The organism is Mesorhizobium sp. WSM4898, from assembly GCF_029625845.1.
GTDB lineage: Bacteria > Pseudomonadota > Alphaproteobacteria > Rhizobiales > Rhizobiaceae > Mesorhizobium.
The window spans coordinates 524470-548143 of record NZ_JARTVQ010000003.1; the positions used below are offsets into that span (position 1 = coordinate 524470).

The window sequence follows — 23674 nt, forward strand, 5'->3', positions numbered from 1 at the left end:
AAAAGAGGCGGGGAAACCCGCCTCTCCGCCTCTTTCAACAACAAGACAGTTCGTCCGGATCAGCCCTTGACCACCGACTTGCCGGCGTAGCGCGCCTGCCGGCCGAGCTCTTCCTCGATCCGGATGAGCTGGTTGTACTTGGCCATGCGGTCTGAGCGCGACAGCGAGCCGGTCTTGATCTGCCCGCAGTTGGTGGCGACGGCGAGGTCGGCAATGGTCGAATCCTCGGTCTCGCCCGAGCGGTGCGACATGACGGCGGTGTAGCCGGCCTTGTGCGCGGTCTCGACCGCGTCGAGCGTTTCGGTGAGCGAGCCGATCTGGTTGACCTTGACCAGGATCGAGTTGGCGACGCCCATGCGGATACCGTCGCGCAGTCGCGCCGTGTTGGTGACGAACAGGTCGTCGCCGACCAATTGGGTCTTCTTGCCGATCAGATCGGTCAGGTATTTCCAGCCCTCCCAATCGTCCTCGGCAAGGCCGTCCTCGATGGTGACGATCGGATAATCGGAAGCGAGCTTGGCGAGGTATTTGGCCTGCGCCTTCGGATCGCGGGTCTTCTTCTCGCCCTCATAGACGTAGTTGCCGTCCTTGAAGAACTCGGTCGCCGCGCAATCGAGGCCGAGCGCCACGTCCTCGCCCGGCTTGAAGCCGGCCTTCTCGATCGATTCCATGATGAAATCGAGGGCCGACGGCGCGCTCTTCAGGTTGGGGGCGAAACCGCCCTCGTCGCCGACATTGGTGTTGTGGCCGGCATCCTTCAGCTTCTTCCTCAGCGTATGGAAGATTTCAGAGCCCCAACGCACGCCGTCGCGCAGCGTCGGCGCGCCGACCGGCAGGATCATGAATTCCTGAAAGTCGATCGGGTTGTCGGCATGAGCGCCGCCATTGATGATGTTCATCATCGGCACCGGCAGGATGTGCGCCTTGGCGCCGCCGACATAGCGGTAGAGTGTCAGCCCGGCGGCCTCGGCGGCGGCCTTGGCCACCGCCAGCGACACGCCGAGGACGGCGTTGGCGCCGAGCCGGCTCTTGTTCGGAGTGCCGTCGAGCTCGATCATCGTCTGGTCGATATGGATCTGGTTCTCGGCTTCCATGCCGCCGATCGCCTCGAATAACTCGCCGTTCACGGCCTCGACGGCGCCCTGGACTCCCTTGCCGAGATAGCGCGGCCCGCCGTCGCGCAGCTCGACCGCCTCATGCGCGCCGGTCGAGGCGCCCGACGGAACGGCGGCGCGGCCCATCGAGCCGTCTTCCAGCACCACGTCGACCTCGACGGTCGGATTTCCACGGCTGTCCAGGATTTCACGCCCGACAATGTCGATGATGGCGGTCATTGCGATGTCCCCGATTGATCGATTGAAGCGTCGCGCCCCTCTTAGCCAAAGCCCGGCAAAAGGCAATTGGGCGGTCCGCAATAATTGCCGGCGACAAGATTCACGAAGCGCAAATCTTTGTCATCATTAGTCATGCGCACGACTCGCCCTTCTGATTTATGGTCGTATTTGCGCGGGGCGAAACACGAGGAGTTTCGCCATGTCCCAGTTGAGCGGTATCGTGAGTTTGTTCCTGATCGCGGCTGCGTTCCTGACGTCCTGCGACACCCAGAAGCCTCAGCAGAACTCCACGGAGCTATCCACCCTTCGGACCGCTGAATAGGTTCCTCAACGCTCGAAGGCCCCCGGACCCGGGGGCCTTCTCGATTCTGGAAGCAGCCGCTCAGGCCGATCAGTGCCAGTAAGGCTTCACGTGGTAGTATTCGAAGGATGCGTCGCGGGCCGCTTCACCATCGGCGCCGGTCAATTCCTCGATCGAGTAGGCCGGTGCCGCCTTGAGCTGTTCCTTCGTGAAAGGCACGACGTAGCCGCCCATGTTTTCATCATAGTCGAGGCTTGCCCACGGAATGGCGTGATACTTCTCGCCCATGCCGAGGAAGCCGCCGAAGCCGATAACCGCGAACATGATCCCGTTCGACATCTTGTCGAGCATCACGTCCTCAATGCTGCCGATGCTGTCGCCGGCGGTGTTGTAGACCGAGGTGCCGATGACGCGCGAGGCGGCGATGGCTTCGGTGTGGCCAGACGGAGTGGTCATTGTTGTGCTCCTCTCATTTGATTGTCCGTTGTGGACAATGAGGGGAGCGGGCGAAGGTTCCAGATTTTCGGCTGCCCTGCTACGGCCTCTTGGCGATCCGATCGAACGCCATCAGCCTTTCCAGCAATGCGGGAAGATTCTTCAAGGGCACCATGTTGGGGCCGTCCGAGGGGGCGTTGTCCGGATCCTGGTGGGTTTCGATGAACACGCCGGCAACGCCGATCGCCACGGCGGCGCGCGCGAGGGTCTCGACGAAGCGTCGCTCGCCGCCGGTCGAGCCGCCCTGCCCGCCCGGCTGCTGCACGGAATGGGTGGCGTCGAAGATGACCGGCGCGCCGATCTCGGCCATGATCGGCAGCGCTCGCATGTCCGAAACCAGTGTGTTGTAGCCGAAGGAGGCGCCGCGCTCGGTGACTAGCACGTTGGCATTGCCGGAACCGGTGACCTTGGCGACGACATTCTTCATGTCCCATGGCGCCAGGAACTGACCCTTCTTGACGTTCACCACCTTGCCGGTGCGCGCCGCCGCAATCAGCAGATCCGTCTGCCGGCTGAGAAAGGCCGGTATCTGCAGCACATCCACATGCGGCGCGACCGATGCGCATTGCTCCTCGGTGTGGACGTCGGTCAGCACCGGCAGTCCGAACTCCTTGCGCAGATCGTCGAAGATCGGCATCGCCGCCTCGAGCCCGGCGCCGCGCGCGCCGCCAAGCGAGGTGCGATTGGCCTTGTCGTAGCTCGTCTTGTAAACGAGCCCGATACCGAGCCTGGTGGTCAGTTCCTTCAGCGCCCCGGCCATGTCGAAGGCATGCTGGCGCGACTCGAGTTGACAGGGGCCTGCGATCAGCGACAAGGGCGCATTGTTGGCGAAAACGACCATGCCGACGCTTACCGCGGCATTGGGCGCAAGGGGCTCGCTCATGGGATCTCCCGAAAGATGAAGGCCGCGCCCTGACCGGGTGCCGGCGGCACGACGACGTCGTCGCCGCTCATGTTGTGCTCTATGGCGTTTGCCGCAAGTAGCTGGGTGGCTGCGGCGACGCTGCGAACCGCAAAGATGACGGCCGCAAATCGCAGGTCCGAAGGCTGCCCTGCCGAAGCACCGAACCGTGCGGCAAAAGCGTCGGGCGTCAGAACGGCCAGGGTCGCGTTTGGCAGGTCAGTCCTGTCGCCGTCGCTCGCGTCCTGGCCGGCAGCGATCGATATCAGTCCCCTCTGGCTCGAAGGCTCGTCGCTCACCGCCACGATCTCAACGATGCCGGTCACGCCATTGGCATGTGCCTGCAGTGCGGTGCGGTCGATCTGCGGCGCGTTGATGCGTTGGCAGGCGAACAGGAATGCGTCCGCTGCTTTTCGATCGGCCGCGAATGCCAGTTTGAACGATGCCGTGTCGCTTTTGCCCGTTGTGTCGGTGAAGGCGCGCGAAAAGCTCAACATATTGCCTGCGGACAGCCCTGCTTCGACATAGCGCGCGTGGTCGGCATCTGCATCGGCGGTCCCGAAGACGACCGCGGAGAAGCCTTCGTCGCCAAACCTACTGCGGTAAAGGCGGTCGCGCGCGACGAAGACGTTGCCTTCGCCCATCGCCCGATCGGCCGTTTTGTCATCGCCGACGGCCAGCGGTTCCAGATAGGTGCCGTCGGCGAAGAAGACACAAGCGTTCACGGTCCCGAAAGGATGGACGCCGGTCGGTGCGACGACGAAGCCGAGCGACGAGAGGCGCTGCCTTGCAATGTCGAGGCTCTGCGTGGGCAGAACGAGATGGTCGAGCGGATGGGGCGGAGTTTTCGTCATGCCGGCGCGGTGTGCCCCATTGCGGAAATCGGTTCAAGGCCTGGCGTTCAAGGCGAGCGGACGGCGCGGCTCAGGCGGCGGCCACGACGTCGGCCGAATAACGCAGCTCGCGCAACGGTTTAACCCTGCCGGTCGTCTCCGCATAGATCGGATGCGCCCTGTATGCTGCGAGCGCTCCCTCGTCCTCGAATTCGGCATAGACGACCACGTCGATCGCGTTTGAGAACAGATCGACCTTGGTATTGAGCGTCACCTCGAAGTGTTTCGAATGTGGAATCTTGCCCAGTTCCTGAAGACCTGACCGGACGGCCTCCACATCCTCCTTGCGCCGCACGCTGAAGAAAACGATGTGCCGGATCAAACCCAGCCTCCTTGATCGACGGATGAACGCGTTTTGTGGGAGCAAGGCCGTCGCGTCAACCGGCAACGATGTCGCGCCCGCTGTTTGAGCGGCAGCGTCGGAGCCTCAGGCAGCGCCGGTGACGTAACGCACGATGCGCGACATCTCCCTGACGGTCGCGTCGAGATATTGGCCCTGGTTGTAGAGGCCGTCCCAGATCAGGAAGAACGTGATGGCGACGATAACGATCACATAACGCATGGCTAAAGCTAGCGTATGTCCTCAAACCGAACCAGAGCGCCTTCACGGCAATCGTTCCAATTCACCGCTTTGTAATCGACGCACCTTTCCGGCGTCATGGGACCCAGCCAGGCCTACCTGGAGAGCTGCGGTGCGAGCACAAATGTCTCATGCGAACGTGATGCAACCGCGATCGGACATCCGCCATTTTTCCGGCTGTCCGGCGCCGTCACTGCATCCTCGGGCGAGCGCCGAGCGTCGTTCGCAACAGGAGGCTTCCTTGAACCGCACCGTAACCGTCGCCGTGCTGCTGCTTGCCGTGATCTCGGCAAGTGCGGCTGACGCAAAAGTATCCTTGCCCACGGTCACCAATGACCCGCTGGGCGCGCTGACTGCCCCGACGCTGACACCGGGGGCCAGCGACCTTGTCAACAACACGCCGACATCGACCATCCAGGAGATTCGCCACCCGAGAGGAATGGCGCCGCTGACCGTGCCCAGCGATCCGCTCGGCACGTCGATCCAGCCGGCCTTCCCCGGGCCGCTCACCACGCCCGCGACCACCCCTTCGCCTTAGCCAAATCAGGCCCGCCCGGCCGCGCAACATCAAAGGGCAATGCGGTATTTGGCAAACCCCGCCTCACCCTCGCCCGCCGGCTCGATCTTCAGCGACTTCACCTGACCGATGAAATCCTTGGCCCTGGGTCCGGTCTCGAAGACAACGCTGGTTCCAGGCAGCGGCGCGAACGACCAGTTGTCGTCCGCCGACGGATTGATCGTGCCCTCGCTGATGACGTAGCGCACGATCACGTCGCGGTTGGTGTCCGGCGCCTCGTAGATGATCTTTGAAGCATTGATATCGGGGAAATTGCCGCCGCCGCCAGCGCGGTAGTTGTTGGTGGCAACCACGAATTTCGCTGCCGGATCGAGCGGCTTGCCGGCGAATTTAAGATCGACGATGCGGCTGGAGCCGGCATTGGCGACGGCGCCCTTGGTATCGTATTTCGGCGGCTGCGACAGGTCGATCTTGTAGGTGATGCCATCGATGACGTCGAAATTGTAGGAGGGGAAATCGGTGTTCAGCGGCTGATCCGCCTTCCCGGGCTCGATCCTGTTGAAGATGCCGGCCGACATCTCCAGCCATTCCTTGACTTGCGAGCCGGTGATTTCGACCGCGCGCACGGTGTTCGGATAAAGATAGAGATCGGCGACGTTCTTGATGGCGATATCGCCGACAGGAACGTCGGTATAGTAGTCGGCGCCGTTGCGGCCGCCTGCTTTGAACGGTGCCGCCGCAGAGAGGAGCGGCACGTCCTTCCACTCTGTGCTCTTCAGAATATCCTTGAGATACCAGCTCTGCGCCTGATTGACGATCTGCACCGAGGGATCGTCGGCGACCAAAGCGAAATAGGAATAGAGCGGCGCGGACGTCTTGCCGACGGGGCGGCGGACATAGGCGAGCGTCGCCTCGTGATCCTGCTCGAGCGCCGCGATGATGCGTTTGTCGTCGCCGACCGTAGCCTTGTTCTTGCTGTCGACCCGCTCATAGATCGGCCGCGCCTCGGAGGTGGCCGAGACGACGCGCCATTTCGAGCCATCGCGCTCAAGAAGCAGGTCGATCAGGCCCATATGCGAGCCCCAGAAGCCGCCCATCACCGCCGGCTTGCCCTGCAGAGTGCCTTGTTCGGTGTCGACGCCTTCCAGCGCCTGGAAATCCTTCTTGCCGGGGAAGACGAGATGCTGGTGCCCGGTGAAGACCGCGTCGATGCCTTCGACGCCGGCGACGAAGAAGGAGGCGTTCTCCATCATGTCGCCCTGCTTGATATCGATGCCGGAATGCGAAAGCGCAATGACGATGTCGGCGCCCTCCTCACGGATTTGCGGTACCCAGGCCTTGGCCGCCTGGACAATGTCGCGGGTCTGGACGTTGCCTTCCAGGTTTTTCAGGTCCCAGACCATGATCTGCGGCGGTACGAACCCGATGACCCCGATCTTGATCGGCTGTTCGGCGCCGGAGCCGTCCTTGATCTTCTTGTCGAGGATAACATAGGGCTTGAGGTAGAGCTTGTCGTCGCGCGGGTTCGTGGCGAGCGTGGTGCCCCGGATCAGGTTGGCGCATACGAAGGGGAAATTGGCGCCGGCCAACACCTTGTCCATGAAGGACAGGCCGTAGTTGAATTCGTGGTTGCCGAGGGTCGAGCATTCATAGCCGAGCAGGTTCATGCCCTTCATGATCGGATGCAGGTCGCCGTCCTTCATGCCCTTTTCATAGGCGATGTAGTCGCCCATCGGATTGCCCTGCAACAGGTCGCCGTTGTCGATCAGCATCGCATTGGTGGCTTGCTTGCGCACCCCGTCGATCAGCGAGGCCGTGCGCGACAGGCCCATCGTGTCGTTCGCTTTGTCGGCGTAATAATCATAAGGCAGCAAATTCACATGGATGTCGGTCGTCTCCATGATCCTCAGATGCGCCTGATTGGCTGCGGCCCGGACGGAGAACGGATGCAGCATGATCAGCGCTCCGCTGGCGGCGGCTCCGGCCAGGAATTCGCGGCGAGAGACGGGCAAAAGTGACATTGTTTTCCTCCTCTTAGACAACGCGACATGCCCTGCCCCTCAATCGGAACATGCCGCCGAAGGCATTTCGAGTCCATGTCTGTTGGATGTCTGTTGATCACGACAAGGTGACGCGTCGATGAAAAGCAATCAGCTCTTGTCGTCGTCACCCTGAGTGATCAGGCGCGCGCTGCGCTGTCCGGTAAAATATATCCATAGCCAGCTGAGCGACACTGCGAGCCGATTGCGGAAATCGATCAGGAAATAAATGTGCGCTATCCCCCAGAGCCACCATGCGAGCCAGCCGGTGAGCTTGATCCAGCCGAAATCGATGGCAGCCGCGCGTTTGCCGATCGTCGCCAGGTCGCCAGCATGCTTGTAGCGGAAAGGGCGTGGCGTTGCGTCGCCATCGAGCCTCGCTTTGATCGTTGCAGCAACATGCCTGCCCTCCTGCTTGGCGGACGGCGCCACGCCCGGTACCGGCTTGCCGTCCGGTCGCAGCAGATGCGCCGTATCGCCGATAACAAATATCTCCGGGCTGCCCGGCACGGTGAGATCGGGCTCGACCAGCACCCTGCCCGCCCGGTCGGCGGGCGCTCCCAGCCATTCCGCCGCAGGCGAAGCGGCGACGCCGGCTGCCCATAAAATCGTCTTTGCCGGCAGGTAGGTATCGCCAAAGACGACGCCCTCGGCATCCAACTGCGTGACGGCACGGCCAAGCTCGACCGTCACGCCAAGCCGCTCCAGCGCTTTTTGAGCATAGGCCGAGAGCTCCGGTGCGAAATTGGCGAGCACACGGTCACCGGCTTCGATCAGCACAACGCGCGCCTGCCGCGTGTCGATATTGCGGAATTCGCCGCGCAGCGTGTCCTGCGCAAGCTCTGCAATGGTGCCGGCAAGCTCCACGCCGGTCGGTCCGCCGCCAACGATGACCAGCGTCAGCAATGCCTGGCGCCTGGCGGGATCGGTCTCGCGCTCGGCTTGCTCGAAGGCGAGCAGGATGCGGCGCCGGATGGTGGTGGCATCTTCCAGCGTCTTCAGCCCGGGCGCGAATGGCTCCCATTCGTCATGGCCGAAATAGGCGTGGCGCGCGCCGGTGGCGAGCACTAGCGTGTCGTAGCCGACTGCGCTCCCGTCATCGAGCAGCACGCGTTTGCCTGCGCGGTCAACACCGATGACCGTACCCAGAAGCGTCGTCACGTCCTTGCGCCTGCGTAACAGATGACGGATCGGCCAGGCGATCTCGGAAGTCGCCAGCGCGGTGGTCGCCACCTGGTAGAGCAGCGGCTGGAACAAGTGGTGATTGCGCTTGTCGATCATGGTGATGCGCACCGGTGCGCCGGCCAGCGCGCGGGTAAGTTCGAGACCGCCGAACCCGGCGCCGACGATCACGACATGATGCTTGGCTTCGTCCATTTTCAGCCACCTCGCCCAAAGCAACCCGATTGCCTAGATGTAAGCATTTTTGTGCACCGCAACAACGCCACCGCTGGCCATGTCAGTGCCCGGGAGTCGTCGCCCGGTGTCGTGTACGCGCATGTCGCCCCCGGAACGCCGGGTATAGCGTGGAGCAGAACGATAGGAGTGGAGCATGTCTGACAATCGCGATGACGACGGCCCGGCGCAATACGCTTCGCCGCCTTGTTTCATGCATGAGCTCGACCCGGCCTATCAGATGCCGCTGTCCGACTGGACCGATGTCCGGCGCTGGCGCAAGGCGGAGCGTGAGCGGCTGATCGGCGCGCGGCTTGCGGTTTCCGCCGATGCACGCGCGGCAATGTCACAGCGGATTGCCGAGGGCCTCGATATGCTGGTCGGCAAGGTTGCCGGCCTTATGGTCAGCCTCTACTGGCCGTTCCGCGGCGAGCCGGACCTGCGCGGCTTTATGGCGTCGATCAATGCGCGCGGCGGCCGCACCGCGCTGCCCGTCGTCATCGAGAAGGGCCAGCCTTTGGTGTTCCGCGCCTACGCGCCGGGCGACCGGCTGGAGAAGGGCGTCTGGAACATCCCGATCCCGGCCGAGGGTGATCCTGTCCTGCCCGATATCGTGATCTCGCCGGTAGTCGGCATCGATCCCAGCAACTACCGGCTGGGCTATGGCGGCGGTTTCTACGATCGTACGCTCGCCGCCATGCCGTTCAGGCCGCTGGTGATCGGCGTCGGCTACGAATTGCAGCGCATTCCCACCATCTATCCGCAACCGCACGACATCCCGATGACCAAGGTGGTCACCGAGGCGGCCGGAGCCTAATGCAGTTCCAGGAAAAGTGTGTAGCGGTTTTCCGTCCGTAATTGCGCAAAGCAAAGAAATGAGCGGTTCGGGGTTCCCGTGAAACGATGCAACGCTCTGACTTCAGCTAAGCCATTTCGGGCCTCAACCCCACCGCCGTCCTGTCGACGATCTCGCGCAGGGCGAAGGACGAGTTGATCTTCGTCACATGCGGCATCGCCGACAGCCATTCCTTGTGGATGCGCTCATAGTCGGCAAGGTCCTTGGCCGCTATACGCAGGATATAGTCGTATTCGCCCGACATCAGATGGCAGGAAAGCACGTTCGGGCAGCGTTTGATCGCCGCTTCGAAATCGGACAGCGTCTTCTCGAACTGCCCCGACAGCGATATATGCACGATCGCCGTCATCTGATGGCCGAGCGCTGCATTCGACAGTCGCGCGTGATAGCCGCGGATGGTTCCGGATTTCTCCAGATTGTCCAGGCGCCTGGAGCAGGCCGACTGCGACAGCCCAACCTTTTCGGCAAGCGCTGCATTGGGGATCCGGCCATCCTTCTGTAAAGTCTCCAGAATGGCGATATCGATCCTGTCGAGCGGCATTTTTCGAGATTCCTGCGAATATTCCGGCTTTTTGCGCAACGATTATCGAAGACCGGACGCTGCCGCAAGTGCATTCGCAAACACATGCGGAACGATTCATGCTTCACTGCGCCTCATGCATGTCGCCCTAAAACTGCGCGGCGGTTTGGGATTGGCGGCATGCCCGGAAATGTCAGGGAGAGCGCCCTTTCAAGGGCCGGACAGGAGAAGAAGATGCGCGTCGGCTGCCCCAAGGAAATCAAGAACCATGAATACCGTGTCGGTCTGACGCCCGGCTCTGTCCGCGAATATGTCGCGCACGGCCACGAAGTGCTTGTCGAGGCTGGCGCCGGCGCCGGAATAGGCGCCGACGATAACGCCTATCGCGCCGCCGGCGCCACGATCGCCAAGACGGCCGCCGACGTGTTCGCCAAGTCGGACATGATCGTCAAGGTCAAGGAGCCGCAGCCCAACGAATGGGTGCAGCTGCGCGACGGCCAGATCCTTTACACCTACCTCCACCTCGCCCCGGATCCGGAGCAGACCAAGGGCCTGCTCGCTTCGGGCGTCACGGCGATCGCCTATGAGACGGTCACCGACGACCGTGGCGGTCTTCCCCTGCTCGCACCGATGTCGGAAGTCGCCGGCCGCCTGTCGATCCAGGCCGGCGCGACCGCGCTGCAGAAAGCCAATGGCGGCCGCGGCGTGCTGCTCGGCGGCGTTCCCGGCGTGCTGCCCGGCAAGGTCACCGTGCTCGGCGGCGGCGTCGTCGGCCTGCATGCTGCGAAGATGGCTGCCGGCCTCGGCGCCGACGTCACCATCATCGACCGCTCGATCCCGCGCCTGCGCCAGCTCGACGACATTTTTGGCGGCCGTGTCCATACCCGCTACTCGACCGTCGAGGCGCTCGAAGACGAGTGCTTCTCGGCTGACATCGTCGTCGGCGCCGTGCTGATCCCGGGCGCTGCCGCACCCAAGCTGGTCACCCGAGAAATGCTCTCCGGCATGAAGAAGGGCTCGGTGCTCGTCGACGTCGCCATCGACCAGGGCGGCTGCTTCGAGACCTCGCACGCCACGACCCATGCCGACCCGACCTATGAGGTCGACGGCGTGATCCACTACTGCGTCGCCAACATGCCGGGCGCGGTTCCGGTTACCTCGGCACACGCGCTGAACAACGCCACCCTGCATCACGGCCTGCAGCTCGCCGACAAGGGCCTGAAGGCGCTGGTCGACGACCATCACCTGCGCAACGGCCTCAATGTCCACAAGGGCAAGATCACCAATCGTGCCGTCGCCGAAGCGCTGGGTTACGAGATGGTCGAACCGAAGGCGGTGCTGGCCGCTTGAAACTATTTGTCACGTAATTCCGGACGGTACCGCTGCTACAGACCTTTCCTGGAATTGCCCTCGATAAAAGCTTCCTTCTGTCGCCCGCCGGTTCTTCCGGCGGGCGTTTTTTATCGTGTTTCCAACCGGTCCTTTGCGGGAAGAGTCCGGGCAACAAAAAAGCGGAGCCAGCGCCCCGCTTCCTCGATGTTGCGATGTGCCGCCGGTCCATCCGCGGTCGGCCATCGATCAACGACCGCCCTTCTAGCGCGGTTATGCGACGGGAGTACGACAGTTTGCGGGGGCATGCGGGCCGCCGCTCAGCCATGCGAGCGAATCCGGTGCCTCTTGTGTGAAATGCTTCACATTCGGGACCCGAGAAACCTGCCTAGAGAGATTTCGCTACCTGATGGCTACGGTCGCCCTCGGTTCCGGTGAAAACCGGCCCCGCCGGCGGCTCGGGCCGAAGGCTTCTGTCACAGACTTCCAACGGCCCGCCAGACCACCGGCGGGCATTTTTTTGCCGGCGATCAAGCTCGTTCGATGCGGCACTGGTAGCAATTGTTCCGTGCCGAACGGACGTGAATGTAGGCTATGTCGTCGCGCTCGAACAAAGTCTCGGCGCGGGCCGCGATATCGCCGGTCGGAACGACGGCGCCGCTGCCGTAGACGATGCGGTCGTCCTTGCCATAACCGCGCACTATGTAGTCGCTGCTTTGGAGCATCTCAGGCAGTGCATCCGCCTCCGCGGCGCGTTGGCATTCGTCCGCATGCAGGAAGATCGGTCCGGTCTCCGCGTAAGGCTGAAGCTCCGGGAACGGCCGGTAGGCGAGGATGAGATAGCTATCGCCGGTTGCGACGTTCTTCATGCAATGCCGGCACGGCACGCCATCGCCGTCCGAAATCCTTCGCTCTGGCGTGTGGCCGTAAGCGTCGGGCCCTCCCCGCTGTAAGGCGCGCACGGCTTCGGTCGGCAGGGCTTTGAACTGGATGCTCATGGCAAAATTCTCCGGTGTCCTTGGCCGGAAACTATGACGAGCCGACAGCGTCTCCCACCCGATTCCTGCCAAGCGCTTCGTGCGTCGCTCGAAGCGCAGTATCGAATTACGAACCCGAAATCACGATACTAGACTTATCGGACTCGCCATGGACCGCGCTCCGCGCCATGATGATCGCAGAAGAAGGGTGCGGCGCGCGGCCGGCTGAGGTCGGGCGATGATCCGAGCATGATACGGCCCGCAGCGACGATCCGGACGACCAAGGCGCCCCGCTGGGCTTGCATCGACACGTGGCTGCCGAGGGCCAGCCGCCGCCGGTTGCGTAAGCGGCATCGAGGCAGCCGACTGCGCCGCGCTTCCCCTTAGCTACGGCCGCATGACGCTTGCGGAGCGCTCGGCGAAGGTCAGCGGATGCACGACCTCTTTCTTCTGCGCAACCGGCGTAAAGCCAAGCTTCTGGTAAAGCGGCAGCGCCGCCGGGTGGTCGAGCGTGCAGGTCTGCACGGTGATGCGCTTCGGCCCATACGACCATGCAGCCGAGATGGCCGCTCCCAGGAACCAGCGGCCGATACCCTGGCCGTGAGCATGTTCCATCATACCGAAATAGGCGAGTTCCACTTCCTCGGGCAGATGCGGCTTGAGGTCGAAGAAGCCGGCGGGAGAGCCGTCGAGGTAGAGCACGCTGATGTCGCGGTCCTCACGATGCAGGCCGGCGGCCAGTTCCTCGTCGCTCAGTCTAAGCACGTTGACCCAGTGCCATTTGCGCCCGACGCGATCCATCAGGTAGCGGTAGAAATGCAGCGGAATGTCCTTGGTCCTCAGCAAGGCGATCTGCCGGTTGTAGGGCAGCGGGGGAGATGAAGCCGGCGGTGCGTGCATTTCGAGGAATGTGACCGTGACATCGATATCCTTCGGTCCAGCGTTTTCCATCGCCGTCATTCCTTGCCCGTCACCACGGGAGTGTCGCTCAGCCCACCCCATTCGGTCCATGAGCCGTCGTACAGCCTGTTGTCGGTATGGCCAAGCGTCTCCAGCGCCAACGTGATCGCCGCCGCGGTGATGCCAGATCCGCACGAGGTGACGACCGGCTTTGTAAGATCGATGCCGGCCTCCTCAATGACCATGCGCAAGCGGTCCTTGGGTAGCAGTTCGCCATTCTCGGCAAGCGCGGCAACCGGAACATTGCGAGCGCCCGGCATATGGCCGGAACGGACGCCGGGACGCGGTTCGGGATCGGTGCCGGCGAAACGCCCGGGTGAGCGCGCATCGGCGATCTGGCTTTCTCCGCTTCCAACGATCCGGCGCATTTCGTCGAGGCTGACAATCCGGCTTGCATCGAAATCGGCATAAAAGACGCAAGGTGCGATCCGGGTCTGCTCCGCCGTTACCGGCCGCCCTTCCGCCTTCCAGCGGTCGAAGCCGCCATTCAGGATATAGACCTGGAAGACGCCCATGACGCGGAACATCCACCAGGCGCGCGGCGCCGAGAAATAGCCTGGACCGTCATAGATGACGATCGTGTCGTCGGCCGAAACACCCATCGAGCCGACATATTGCGCGAAATAGTGGGGCGACGCCAATGTGTGCGGCAGCTTGGAATCCGGGTCCGAAACGGCGTCCTGATCGAGGAAGCGAGCACCGGGGATATGGGCGTCGTCATACTCGGCGCGGGCGTCGCGTTTCTGCGCCGGCAGGTACCAGGACGCGTCAATGATGGTCAGTCCTGGCGTTCCCAACCGCTTCTCGAGCCAATCCGCGTCGACGATGAATGGGCTGTCTTCGGCCATTTTTCCTCTCCTGCCCGCTCCTGGCGACTTTGGTAGGTGTTGCTCGTCAATTCGCCGGCATCGGCCCGAAGCGGATGCGGAAGCGCCGGTTCTCGCGGCCCTTCTTTTCGATCTTGCCGATATGGATCTCGCCGATTTCGCCGGTGCTCTTCACATGGGTGCCGCCGCAAGGCTGACTGTCGATTGAGGCATTCTCGCCGATGCAGACCAGGCGAATCCTGCCGGTGCCGACGGGCGGCCGCACGTTCTTCGATTTGACAAGCCCGGGATTGGCCGAAAGTTCCTCGTCGGTGATCAGCCGCGTGAAGACGGGATGGTTGGCCCGCACAAGCTCCATCAACCTCGCTGTCACGTCCTCCTTGCTGAAGCCGGCATCGGGAATGTCGAAATCGACGCGGCTGTCGTCCTCGGCGACTGCTGCCCCGGTGATCGGAAACGGGCAGACGACGGTGAGCAGATGACACGCGGAGTGCATACGCATCAGAAGATGCCGCCGCCGCCAGTCGATGGCGAGCTTCAGCTTTTCACCGACGGCCGGCAGGGCCTGTTCAGGGGCCGGCACATGGATGATCTCGTCCTTGGTTTCGCCGGTGATGGCGGCGGCGATCGCGATGCGGCTGCCGTCGGCGCGCTCCAACATGCCCGTATCGCCTGGCTGTCCGCCCGACGTGGCATAGAAGATCGTGCGGTCGAGAAGGATGCCGCCGCGGTCATTGATGGCGACGACTTGCGCCTCCGCCGTGCTCAGATAGGCGTCGTCGCGAAACAGCGCTTCGGTTCTCTGCGCCATCAGGCCACCTTTTCGAACGGCACCGGGATGTTGGCTTTTTCGTCCATCCAGCCAGGGACCGGCAGGTTCTTGCTTCGCAGGAACTCGGGATTGAACAGCTTCGACTGGTAGCGCGTGCCGTAGTCGGCGAGGATCGTCACGATGGTATGGCCGGGGCCAAGCTCGCGCGCCAACCGAATGGCGCCGGCGATGTTGATGCCCGTCGAGCCGCCGACGCACAGTCCCTCTTCCTGGATCAGATCGAAGATGATCGGCAATGCCTCCTCGTCCGGTATCTGGTAGGAGAAGTCCGGCGTGAAGCCGTCGAGATTGGCGGTGATGCGACCCTGGCCTATGCCTTCGGTGATCGAGCTGCCGTCAGCTTTAAGCTCACCGCTGGTATAGAAGCTGTAGAGCGCAGCACCCAACGGATCGGCAAGTGCGATCTTGACTTGCCTGCTCTTGGCCTTGAGCCCGAGCGCAACGCCGGCGAGCGTGCCGCCGGAGCCGACGGCGGACACGAAGCCGTCGACCTTGCCGCCGGTTTGGGTCCAGATCTCCTCGGCAGTCGTGCGGATGTGGCCGTCGCGGTTCGCGACATTGTCGAACTGGTTCGCCCAGATCGCGCCGTTCGGCTCCGACCGTGCCATCTGCTCGGCGAGCCGCCCCGAAAGCTTCACATAGTTGTTCGGGTTCTTGTAGGGCACGGCCGGCACTTCGATCAACTCGGCTCCCAGGATCTTGATCGTGTCCTTCTTCTCCTGGCTTTGCGTGTCGGGGATGACAATGACTGTCCGGTAGCCGAGCGCCTTGGCGACCAGCGTGAGGCCAATGCCGGTGTTGCCGGCGGTCCCTTCGACGATGACACCACCGGGCCTCAGCAATCCGCGCTGTTCGGCGTCCCTGATGATGAAGAGGCCTGCACGGTCCTTGACCGATTGTCCCGGATTCATGAATTCGGCCTTGCCCAGGATCTCGCAGCCGGTTGCGTCCGAAGCCTTGTTGAGCCGGATCAGGGGGGTGTTGCCGATCGCTTCGATCACATTACGGGGCATGGGGATTCCTTTATGCGTGCGGCGAGACCCTAAAAACCGGAAGCCGCGGTTTCAAGGCAAGATTTTGCCTGGTCCAGTCGCATTCGGGACGCTGCAATGCTCCCGAGCATTTCAACGATGTCATCCAAAGCGCTCTTTTCATCCCATTTCTTCGCCGCTAGAGCACTAGCCCAGATAATTCGCAGGACTTTCAATGACACTCTACCGGGCCAACCCGAAAGACGGTGTCGCCTGGATCACGGGCGGCAGCAGCGGCCTCGGCCGGGCGCTGGCCAAGGACCTGGCGAGGCAAGGCTATGCCGTCGCGGTGACGGCGCTGGCCAGCGATCCAGCCGATACGCTGCTGGTTGAGACCGCGCAGATGGCCGGCCACGTGAAATCCTTTCCCTGCGATGTGACCGACGAAGAAGGGATGGCACGCACTGTCGCGGCGATCGAGAAAGACATGGGGCCGATCGTGCTCGCCGTCTTCAACGCCGGCAACTACATCGCCACCCCCGGTGAGCATCTCGTGGTGCGCGATTTTCATCGTTCCTTCGCCGTCAATTATTTCGGCATCGTCAACGGACTGGTGCCTGCGGTCGACTATATGCGCACGCGAGGACGCGGGCATGTCGTCCTGGTCGGGTCGGTCACGGCCTATTCCGGCTGGCCGACCACCGCCGCCTATGGCGGCACCAAGGCGGCAATCAACATCCTGGCGGAATCGCTGAAATACGACTTCGACAAGATGAACATCCGCATCCAGGTGATGAATCCGGGCTTCGTCGACACGCCGCTGACCGAGAAGAACATGCTGCCGATGCCGGGCCTGATGCCTGTTCACCGGGCATCGCGCCGCATGGCGCGCGGCATCCGGAGGGGAGGCTTCGAAGTCACCTTCCCCTATCACATAAGCTGGCCGCTGAAGCTGCTGGGCCTGCTGCCGCGACCCGTAGGCCGACTGGTGATCGGGCTGACCACCAGCTGGCGGGGACGGCCGTTGTATTTCGACCGCAAGACGCCGGGCGAAAAAAGTCCAACGGACAAAGCGGCGTAAAGCGCCTCGCGCTGAAACGCATTCAGGCAACGCGCTTTATGCCTTTCTATGCAAGTCGTTTCGCAAAACCCTCGCAGGCTTTTGCACGACATCCGCTGATCCGGGAGAGATTGCCTCTCGGTGAGCACCGCCATAGGTTGAGAATTGTTGCTTGGAGTCGGTCATGGGGCGACGGATCTTGCTTGCGGTACTGGGTCTCGTCGTTATCCTCCTCTCAGGCTTTTACCTCGGCCCACGCGTGGCGGTCGATACGACGATCCGTTTCGATCCTTCGGCGATCGGCGACGATCCGCAGGCCTATCTGGCGCGCGAAGAAGCGGCCGTACCCAATATCCGTGACGGGTTGGACAAGGAGATCATCTGGGCGAATCCGTTGGTTCACGCCAAGACCAAGCTTGCGATCGTCTACATCCACGGGTTTTCGGCATCCAAGGGCGAGATCCGGCCGCTGCCGGACGACGTCGCCGGGGAGATCGAGGCCAATCTCTTCTACACCCGCCTGACCGGCCACGGGCAGGACGGCGCGGCCATGGCCGAAGGCAGCGTGAATGCCTGGATCAACGACTATGAGGAGGCACTGGCGATCGGGCGCGCGATCGGCGAGAAGGTGATCGTTATCGCCACCTCGACTGGCGCCTCACTGGCGACATGGGCTGCAGCCCAGCCTGGTGCTTCCGACGGCGTCGCGGCAATCGCATTCATCTCGCCTAATTTCGGCGTCAAGGCGTCGGGCGCCGAGGTCCTTACACTGCCTTGGGGCAGAGAGATTGCCGAACTCGTCGGCGGCAGGGAGCGCAGTTTTCCGGCGCGCAATGCGCTGCACGAAAAATTCTGGACCACCAAATATCCGATCGCGGCGGCCTTGCCGATGGCTGCGCTCACCGAGCTCGCCTATCGCGCGCCGGTCGAGAAGGCGACCATCCCTGCCCTGTTCATCTTCTCGGATGCCGACAAGGTGGTCCGGCCGGACCGCACGCGCGAGGTCGCCGGCCGCTGGGGCGGTCCGCACGAACTGGTGCCGGTCGACGATACGGGCGATCCGGACAACCACGTCATTGCAGGCGATGCAATATCGCCGCAGACCACGGGCTTTCTGACAGAGCGGATCGTGGTGTGGGTGAAGGCGCTGATGCAGCAGCAATCAAGTCCGTGAGACGAGAAACGGCCGGAGCGTTGCTTCCGGCCGTTATGCGATTTCAATCAAACCTCGGTGGGACTTTAAGCGGCCCGGTTCGCCGGCCGCTTGCCGCCGAAGCGGCGCTTGTTGTTGCCCTTGAAGCGCTTGAAGCCGTCAGGCTTGTGCTCGCCATTCGGCTTGGCGCCCGCAGGACGTTCGCCTTGCGGCTTGGGCGCGAATTGGCGCTCGCCACCGGGCTTGCCGCCGAAGCGCTTCTTGCCGTTGTTGCCGCTGCCGGGACGGCTGCCATCACGACGGCCGCCATGGTGCTCGCGGTCATTGGCCGGCTCGAAATGACGCTCGGTCCTTTCCTTCGGATCGCGCTGCGGGTCGGGACTGCCGAGATGATCGGCAATGACCGGGAGCTTCATGCGGATGATGCGCTCGACCTGCCGCAGCTTGCCGTTCTCCGATGGATCGCAAAGCGTGATCGCGATGCCGTCCCTGCCGTTGCGGCCGGTACGGCCGATACGGTGGACATAGCTCTCCGCTTCGTCCGGCAAGTCGAAATTCACGACATGGCTGATGCCTGGGACGTCGATGCCGCGCGCGGCGATATCGGTCGCCACCAAAATACGCACCGAGCCGACGCGGAAATCGTTGAGCGCCTTCTGACGCGCGTTCTGCGACTTGTTGCCGTGGATCACTGCGGCGTCGAAGCCGTCGCGGGCAAGGTCCTTGGTGACGCGGTCGGCGCCATGCTTGGTGCGCGAGAACACGATGACCGAGCGCATCGCCTCGTCGGCCAGCATCTTGGACAGCACTTGGCGCTTCTGCTTGGTGCGGGCAAGCACCACGCTTTGCACGATCTCGGCCGCCGTCGTGCTCTGCGGGGAGACTTCGATGCGGACGGCGTCCTTCAGCAAGCCCTTGGCGAGTTCCGCGATCTCGTTCGGCATGGTGGCCGAGAACAGCGCGGTCTGGCGGTTCGGCGCGGTCGCCTTGGCGATGCGCTTGACGTCGTTGATGAAGCCCATGTCGAGCATGCGGTCGCCCTCATCGAGCACCAGCCATTTGGTATCGGCAAGGATGAGGTCGCCTTCCCGCACCAGGTCGGTCAGCCGGCCGGGCGTGGCGATCAGGATATCGACGCCGGGTGCGATCTTCTTCACCTGGCTGTAGCGGGAGACGCCGCCGAGCACGAGCGCGGTCGAGATGTGCGCGCCCTTGGCGAGCAGCTTGATGGTGTCCTCGATCTGTACCGCTAGCTCGCGTGTCGGCGCCAGGATCAGCGCGCGCGCCGTCTTTGGCCGGCGCTTCGTGCCGAGCCCGATGATCTTCGACAGGATCGGCAGCGCGAAAGCCGCCGTCTTGCCCGAACCGGTCTGAGCAATGCCGAATATGTCGCGGCCTTCGAGCTGCGGCGGGATCGCCTGCACCTGGATCGGCTTCGGATCCGTGAAGCCCGCGGCATTGGCGGCCTTGAGCAGCGCGCCGGTGATTCCAAGAGTAGCGAAACCGTTCTGGTCCGCCTGATTTTCATTGGTCAAAATAGTCTTCTTTCACGCGGCCCTGTGGCCGCAAACATCATGGCGGCAGGAGCGCAACCTGCCGTCGAAAAATTGTCAGGAAACGACAAGGCGGCGGACGGGGAGCGTCCGCGCGGCTGCGCTGTCGTGCCCGCAGGCGTCATGCCCCGGGGCTCTTTCGCCAGCTTGCCGATCGACGGGAGGGCCCACCGGAAAGAGGGAAAACAGACGCAACCAGTCTCAATTGGTGGAGAAAGCCGAAGTTCGGCCCAAGCGCCTATGCGACCGCATATGGCCGAGTCCGCCGCAAAATGCAAGGGTGGATGTTGCAGCGCAACAAAACGCCGATCGAAAAGCGACGCTTGCGCTGCGCTGCCCTCACGATTACCACAAACCACCTTTCTATTGTGGGGGCAGCGATGAAGGACGTGCTGAAGGAACTCGAGCGCCGCCGCGAGATCGCCCGGATGGGCGGCGGCAAGCAACGGATCGAGGCCCAGCACAAGAAGGGCAAGCTCACCGCCCGCGAGCGCATCGACGTCTTCCTCGACGAGGGTTCGTTCGAGGAGTTCGACATGTATGTCGAGCACCGCTCAACCGACTTCGGCATGGAGAAAACCAAGATCGCGGGCGACGGCGTCGTCACAGGCTGGGGCACCGTCAACGGCCGTCCAGTCTACCTTTTTGCCAAGGATTTCACCGTCTTCGGCGGCTCGCTGTCTGAGGCGCATGCCGAGAAGGTGGTCAAGGTGCAGGAGATGGCGCTGCGCAATCGCGCGCCGATCATCGGCCTCTACGACGCGGGCGGCGCACGCATCCAGGAAGGCGTGGCCGCGCTCGGCGGCTATGCCGAGATTTTTCAGCGCAACGTGCTCGCCTCCGGCGTCATCCCGCAGATTTCGCTAATCATGGGCCCGTGCGCCGGCGGCGATGTCTATTCGCCGGCCATGACCGACTTCATCTTCATGGTGCGCGACACCTCCTACATGTTCGTCACCGGGCCGGACGTGGTGAAGACGGTGACCAATGAGACGGTGACGGCCGAAAGCCTCGGCGGCGCCACGGTACACACGACCCGATCCTCCATCGCCGACGGCGCCTATGACAACGACGTCGAGGCGCTGCTGCAGATGCGCCGGCTGATTGACCTGTTGCCGGCGTCCAATACCGCAGAGATTCCCGAGATCAAATGCTACCAGTCGGTGACGGACCATGACATGTCGCTCGACCGGCTGATTCCGGACAACGCCAACAAGCCCTACGACATCAAGGAACTGATCCTGAAGGTTGCCGACGAAGGCGACTTCTTCGAGATCCAGGCGAGCTTCGCCAGGAACATCGTTACCGGCTTCGGCCGTGTGGAGGGGCGAACCGTCGGCTTCGTCGCCAACCAGCCGATGGTTCTGGCCGGCGTGCTCGACTCCGACGCCAGCCGCAAGGCGGCGCGCTTCGTGCGCTTCTGCGACTGCTTCTCGATCCCGATCGTTACCTTGGTCGACGTTCCAGGCTTTCTGCCAGGCACCGCGCAGGAATATGGCGGGCTGATCAAGCATGGCGCAAAACTGCTGTTCGCCTATGCCGAAGCCACCGTGCCGAAGATCACCGTGATCACCCGTAAGGCCTATGGCGGCGCCTATGACGTGATGGCGTCGAAGCACCTGCGCGGCGACATGAACTATGCCTGGCCGACGGCGCAGATCGCGGTGATGGGCGCAAGGGGCGCGGTCGAGATCATCTACCGCAAGGACATCGGCAACGCGGAGAAGATCGCCGCCCACACCAAAGCATACGAGGATCGGTTCCTGTCGCCCTTCGTAGCGGCCGAACGCGGCTATATCGACGAGGTGATCATGCCGCATTCGACGCGCCGCCGGATCGCGCGGGCGCTGCGCATGCTGCGCAACAAGGATATGCAGAACCCCTGGAAGAAGCACGACAACATTCCGCTGTGAGGCGGTGGTGTCGCGACTGGTCCTTGTAGCTGGCAAGCATTTCGGCAGGTCCGCCGTTATTCTCGTTGCTTAGCCCCTCTCCTTCCGCTTGGCCTCGCGACGGGGAGTCGCCGACCATCTCAATCGGTGGAACCTCGAAAGCCGGCCGGCGGCTGGAACTCTGGCTTACGCAATCCGTCGTCGGAGGTTGACAACTGGCAACCTCTAATCACATTGAAATCACATCAATGTGATGGCGGTAATGAATGCTAATAACCCTTGCAACAAAGGGCGTCGTTCCGTGCAAAGGCTACGGCGGGATAGAACGTCAGGTCGACTGGCTGGCCACTGAACTGGTCAGGCAGGGCCACCGTGTCGTCCTCGTGGCGGGCCCTGGATCGTCACATCCACTGTGCGAAGTCCGGCATGCTGTGAGCGATGCCGAGTGCCGCGCGGCGATCCCCAAGGACACCCAAATCGTCCACCTTCATGCGTGGAAGGTCGAGGTTGACTTCCCGACCCTCAACACCGAGCGGGGCCATTTACCGGATTATCCGCGGCCGCAACCGAACTGGAGCTTCATCAGCGCACGGCACGCCCAGCTGCACGGCCGCAAGACCTTCGTCTACAACGGCTTTCCGGTGGATGACTATCGGCTGGCCGAATCGAAGAGCGATCGCCTCCTCTTCATGGCGGCCATCGCACGCGCCGGAAAGGGCTTGAACCGGGCAGTCGAGCTCGCCAGGAAATTCGACTTTCCCCTCGATATCGCCGGCGGCTCGCGGTGGAAATTGCTCGGCCGAAGTCGGACCCGCCGCGAGGGCGTCTTTTTCAAGAGTCTTTCCCGCCGCTATCGCTTCAACGGCGTCGTCGACGGCGACGACAAGCTGCGCCTGCTGGGCGCATCGAAGGCCTTCCTCAATCCGATCGCCTGGGAAGAGCCTTTCGGCAATGCGCCGGTCGAGGCGATGCTGTGCGGCACGCCCGTTTTGACCACAGCGCGCGGCGCCCTGCCGGAGACGGTGGACACGGATACGGGCCGGTTCTTCGAGAGCGACGAGGAGTTTGCTGAAGGTCTTGCCGAGGTCGCCGACCTGTGCATGCGCAAATGCCGTGAATCTGCCGCGGACAGATTTCCGATCGCGAAAACCGCGAAGGCCTATCTGGAACTCTATGCCCGCATCCTTGATGGCGAAGCGCTTCCGTGACAAGGAACCGGCATGCTCGCCGTTCGCGGCGACTGCGTCGGATCGAAAAGGTATCGCGCGTTGCGCCCCATTCTCGTGTTCTGCTTGCCGGCAATCGGCGACTTCATCCGCTGCCATTCGGCAATTCAAATCATAGCAGCGACGTTTCCCGGACAGCCGATAGACGTCATCACCTCGCCGCTCGCCGCGCCCCTGGCGCGCTTGATGCCGCATGTCCGGAAGGCCTGGACCGTCGAGAGGCATTGGAACCCCGGTCTCAAGGAGCGGGTGCGGCTGGCGCGCGAACTCCGCCAGGAGAATTATCAGGCAGCCTATCTGCTCACCAGCAGCACCAAGGCGGCCCTGGTGCCGTGGCTGGCGGGCATTCCCGAGCGCATTGGATATCCGCGCGAGCTCCAGTTCGGCATCGTCAACCGGCTGCCGGCGGGATGGCTGAAAACCTTCGTGGCCTTCGGCCCGCGCAAGACAAGGCTCGTCGAACAGGTCTGTGCGATCGCGCTCCTCGGCAAGCAGCCCGCCGAGGAAAAACAGCTGCCGGCCCCGCGGCTGGCGATTTCGTCCGAAGACGTTGCCAAGTGGCGCCGGCGCAACGGCATCGATCCGGCAAGGCCGGTGCTTTCCCTCTATACTTCCGATTTCGAGAACATGCGCTCATGGCCGCCCGAGCGCTTCGTCTCGGTCGCACGAAAGCATATCGAACGGGGTTGGTCCGTCTGGCTTGTCGGCGGTCCGCGCGAACGCCAGGCTGCCGCCCAGATTCGCGCCTTGTTGCCTGAGGCGATCGACTTCACCTCGACGCCCGACATTGCAGAGGCCATGCACCAGATCGCGGCCTCCACCGTCTTTCTCGGTGTCGATGGCGGTGTGTCCCATGCAGCCGGCGCCTTGGGCATTCCAAGCGTGCTCATCTTCGGCTCGAACCGATCCTACGTGCATGGACCCTTGAACGAGCAGGTAACCTTCATCGAGCCTCCGATCTCGATACCGAGCTGGGTCCTGAACACGCGCGGTATCAGTGAGCAGCGTGTGCTCGAAGCGCTGGCGGCAAGCGTCGGAAAATACGCACCCCAACCGGTATGAC

General features: G+C 62.9%; 23 protein-coding genes. 8 read left to right on the forward strand and 15 right to left on the reverse strand.

What is annotated here, in order from left to right; genetic code table 11:
- Window positions 1–59: 59 nt before the first annotated feature.
- From eno to P9228_RS17305, 6 genes are all read right to left on the reverse strand, one after another.
- Window positions 60–1334, reverse strand: a complete 1275-nt coding sequence (gene eno / locus P9228_RS17280) for a phosphopyruvate hydratase (RefSeq protein ID WP_278054511.1) — start codon at window positions 1332–1334, stop codon at window positions 60–62.
- Between the two features lie 391 nt (window positions 1335–1725).
- Window positions 1726–2091, reverse strand: a complete 366-nt coding sequence (locus P9228_RS17285; protein ID WP_066989666.1) for a PRC-barrel domain-containing protein — start codon at window positions 2089–2091, stop codon at window positions 1726–1728.
- A 79-nt stretch (window positions 2092–2170) separates the two neighbouring features.
- Window positions 2171–3013, reverse strand: coding sequence for a 3-deoxy-8-phosphooctulonate synthase (gene kdsA, locus P9228_RS17290; RefSeq protein ID WP_278054514.1), 843 nt, complete (start codon window positions 3011–3013; stop codon window positions 2171–2173).
- A complete protein-coding gene (locus P9228_RS17295) occupies window positions 3010–3885 on the reverse strand; it encodes a VOC family protein (RefSeq protein WP_278054516.1) in 876 nt (291 codons plus the stop codon). The genes kdsA and P9228_RS17295 overlap by 4 nt, the downstream gene beginning before the upstream one ends.
- 70 nt (window positions 3886–3955) lie before the next feature.
- Window positions 3956–4246, reverse strand: a complete 291-nt coding sequence (locus tag P9228_RS17300; protein ID WP_278054517.1) for a Dabb family protein — start codon at window positions 4244–4246, stop codon at window positions 3956–3958.
- Between the two features lie 105 nt (window positions 4247–4351).
- Complete coding sequence (locus tag P9228_RS17305) at window positions 4352–4486, reverse strand: hypothetical protein (RefSeq protein WP_259979787.1); 135 nt, start codon at window positions 4484–4486, stop codon at window positions 4352–4354.
- Window positions 4487–4745: 259 nt separating this feature from the next.
- On the opposite strand from P9228_RS17305, the gene P9228_RS17310 reads away from it, so the two are divergent.
- Window positions 4746–5042, forward strand: a complete 297-nt coding sequence (locus P9228_RS17310) for a hypothetical protein (protein ID WP_095827660.1) — start codon at window positions 4746–4748, stop codon at window positions 5040–5042.
- Window positions 5043–5071: 29 nt separating this feature from the next.
- Here the strand turns inward: P9228_RS17310 and P9228_RS17315 are convergent, their stop codons facing one another.
- Complete coding sequence (locus tag P9228_RS17315; protein ID WP_278054521.1) at window positions 5072–7042, reverse strand: bifunctional 2',3'-cyclic-nucleotide 2'-phosphodiesterase/3'-nucleotidase; 1971 nt, start codon at window positions 7040–7042, stop codon at window positions 5072–5074.
- A gap of 129 nt (window positions 7043–7171) precedes the next feature.
- A complete protein-coding gene (locus tag P9228_RS17320) occupies window positions 7172–8437 on the reverse strand; it encodes an NAD(P)/FAD-dependent oxidoreductase (RefSeq protein WP_278054522.1) in 1266 nt (421 codons plus the stop codon).
- Window positions 8438–8612: 175 nt separating this feature from the next.
- On the opposite strand from P9228_RS17320, the gene P9228_RS17325 reads away from it, so the two are divergent.
- Window positions 8613–9272 (forward strand): 5-formyltetrahydrofolate cyclo-ligase, encoded by a 660-nt coding sequence (locus P9228_RS17325; RefSeq protein WP_095800688.1) that lies wholly within the window; start codon window positions 8613–8615, stop codon window positions 9270–9272.
- 106 nt (window positions 9273–9378) lie between these two features.
- On the opposite strand, the gene P9228_RS17330 is transcribed toward P9228_RS17325, so the two are convergent.
- Entirely contained in the window at window positions 9379–9852 is a 474-nt protein-coding gene (locus P9228_RS17330) for an Lrp/AsnC family transcriptional regulator (protein WP_059188527.1), read from the reverse strand.
- Between the two features lie 213 nt (window positions 9853–10065).
- On the opposite strand from P9228_RS17330, the gene ald reads away from it, so the two are divergent.
- Window positions 10066–11181, forward strand: a complete 1116-nt coding sequence (gene ald / locus P9228_RS17335; protein WP_067321621.1) for an alanine dehydrogenase — start codon at window positions 10066–10068, stop codon at window positions 11179–11181.
- Window positions 11182–11690: 509 nt separating this feature from the next.
- Here the strand turns inward: ald and P9228_RS17340 are convergent.
- From P9228_RS17340 to P9228_RS17360, 5 genes are all read right to left on the reverse strand, one after another.
- Window positions 11691–12158 (reverse strand): DUF1203 domain-containing protein, encoded by a 468-nt coding sequence (locus P9228_RS17340; RefSeq protein ID WP_095825442.1) that lies wholly within the window; start codon window positions 12156–12158, stop codon window positions 11691–11693.
- Window positions 12159–12524: 366 nt separating this feature from the next.
- Entirely contained in the window at window positions 12525–13088 is a 564-nt protein-coding gene (locus P9228_RS17345) for a GNAT family N-acetyltransferase (RefSeq protein ID WP_095825466.1), read from the reverse strand.
- Between the two features lie 5 nt (window positions 13089–13093).
- Window positions 13094–13945, reverse strand: a complete 852-nt coding sequence (gene sseA / locus P9228_RS17350) for a 3-mercaptopyruvate sulfurtransferase (protein WP_095825443.1) — start codon at window positions 13943–13945, stop codon at window positions 13094–13096.
- A 46-nt stretch (window positions 13946–13991) separates the two neighbouring features.
- Window positions 13992–14735, reverse strand: coding sequence for an alanyl-tRNA editing protein (locus P9228_RS17355; protein WP_095825444.1), 744 nt, complete (start codon window positions 14733–14735; stop codon window positions 13992–13994).
- On the reverse strand, window positions 14735–15769 hold the full coding sequence (locus P9228_RS17360; RefSeq protein WP_278054526.1) for a cysteine synthase A: 1035 nt from the start codon (window positions 15767–15769) through the stop codon (window positions 14735–14737). The genes P9228_RS17355 and P9228_RS17360 overlap by 1 nt, the downstream gene beginning before the upstream one ends.
- A gap of 193 nt (window positions 15770–15962) precedes the next feature.
- On the opposite strand from P9228_RS17360, the gene P9228_RS17365 reads away from it, so the two are divergent.
- Both P9228_RS17365 and P9228_RS17370 read left to right on the forward strand, forming a co-directional pair.
- A complete protein-coding gene (locus tag P9228_RS17365; protein WP_066989643.1) occupies window positions 15963–16808 on the forward strand; it encodes an SDR family oxidoreductase in 846 nt (281 codons plus the stop codon).
- A 163-nt stretch (window positions 16809–16971) separates the two neighbouring features.
- Window positions 16972–17961 (forward strand): alpha/beta fold hydrolase, encoded by a 990-nt coding sequence (locus P9228_RS17370; RefSeq protein ID WP_067321419.1) that lies wholly within the window; start codon window positions 16972–16974, stop codon window positions 17959–17961.
- Window positions 17962–18026: 65 nt separating this feature from the next.
- Here the strand turns inward: P9228_RS17370 and P9228_RS17375 are convergent, their stop codons facing one another.
- On the reverse strand, window positions 18027–19475 hold the full coding sequence (locus P9228_RS17375) for a DEAD/DEAH box helicase (protein WP_127403586.1): 1449 nt from the start codon (window positions 19473–19475) through the stop codon (window positions 18027–18029).
- Between the two features lie 398 nt (window positions 19476–19873).
- Here P9228_RS17375 and P9228_RS17380 point away from each other — a divergent pair, with 398 nt between their 5' ends.
- The 3 genes from P9228_RS17380 (at window position 19874) to waaF (ending at window position 23673) form a co-directional block, all read left to right on the forward strand.
- Window positions 19874–21406, forward strand: coding sequence for an acyl-CoA carboxylase subunit beta (locus P9228_RS17380; RefSeq protein ID WP_127403587.1), 1533 nt, complete (start codon window positions 19874–19876; stop codon window positions 21404–21406).
- A 410-nt stretch (window positions 21407–21816) separates the two neighbouring features.
- Window positions 21817–22593, forward strand: coding sequence for a glycosyltransferase (locus P9228_RS17385; RefSeq protein ID WP_245322435.1), 777 nt, complete (start codon window positions 21817–21819; stop codon window positions 22591–22593).
- Window positions 22594–22605: 12 nt separating this feature from the next.
- Entirely contained in the window at window positions 22606–23673 is a 1068-nt protein-coding gene (gene waaF, locus P9228_RS17390; RefSeq protein WP_245459033.1) for a lipopolysaccharide heptosyltransferase II, read from the forward strand.
- Window position 23674 lies beyond the last annotated feature (1 nt).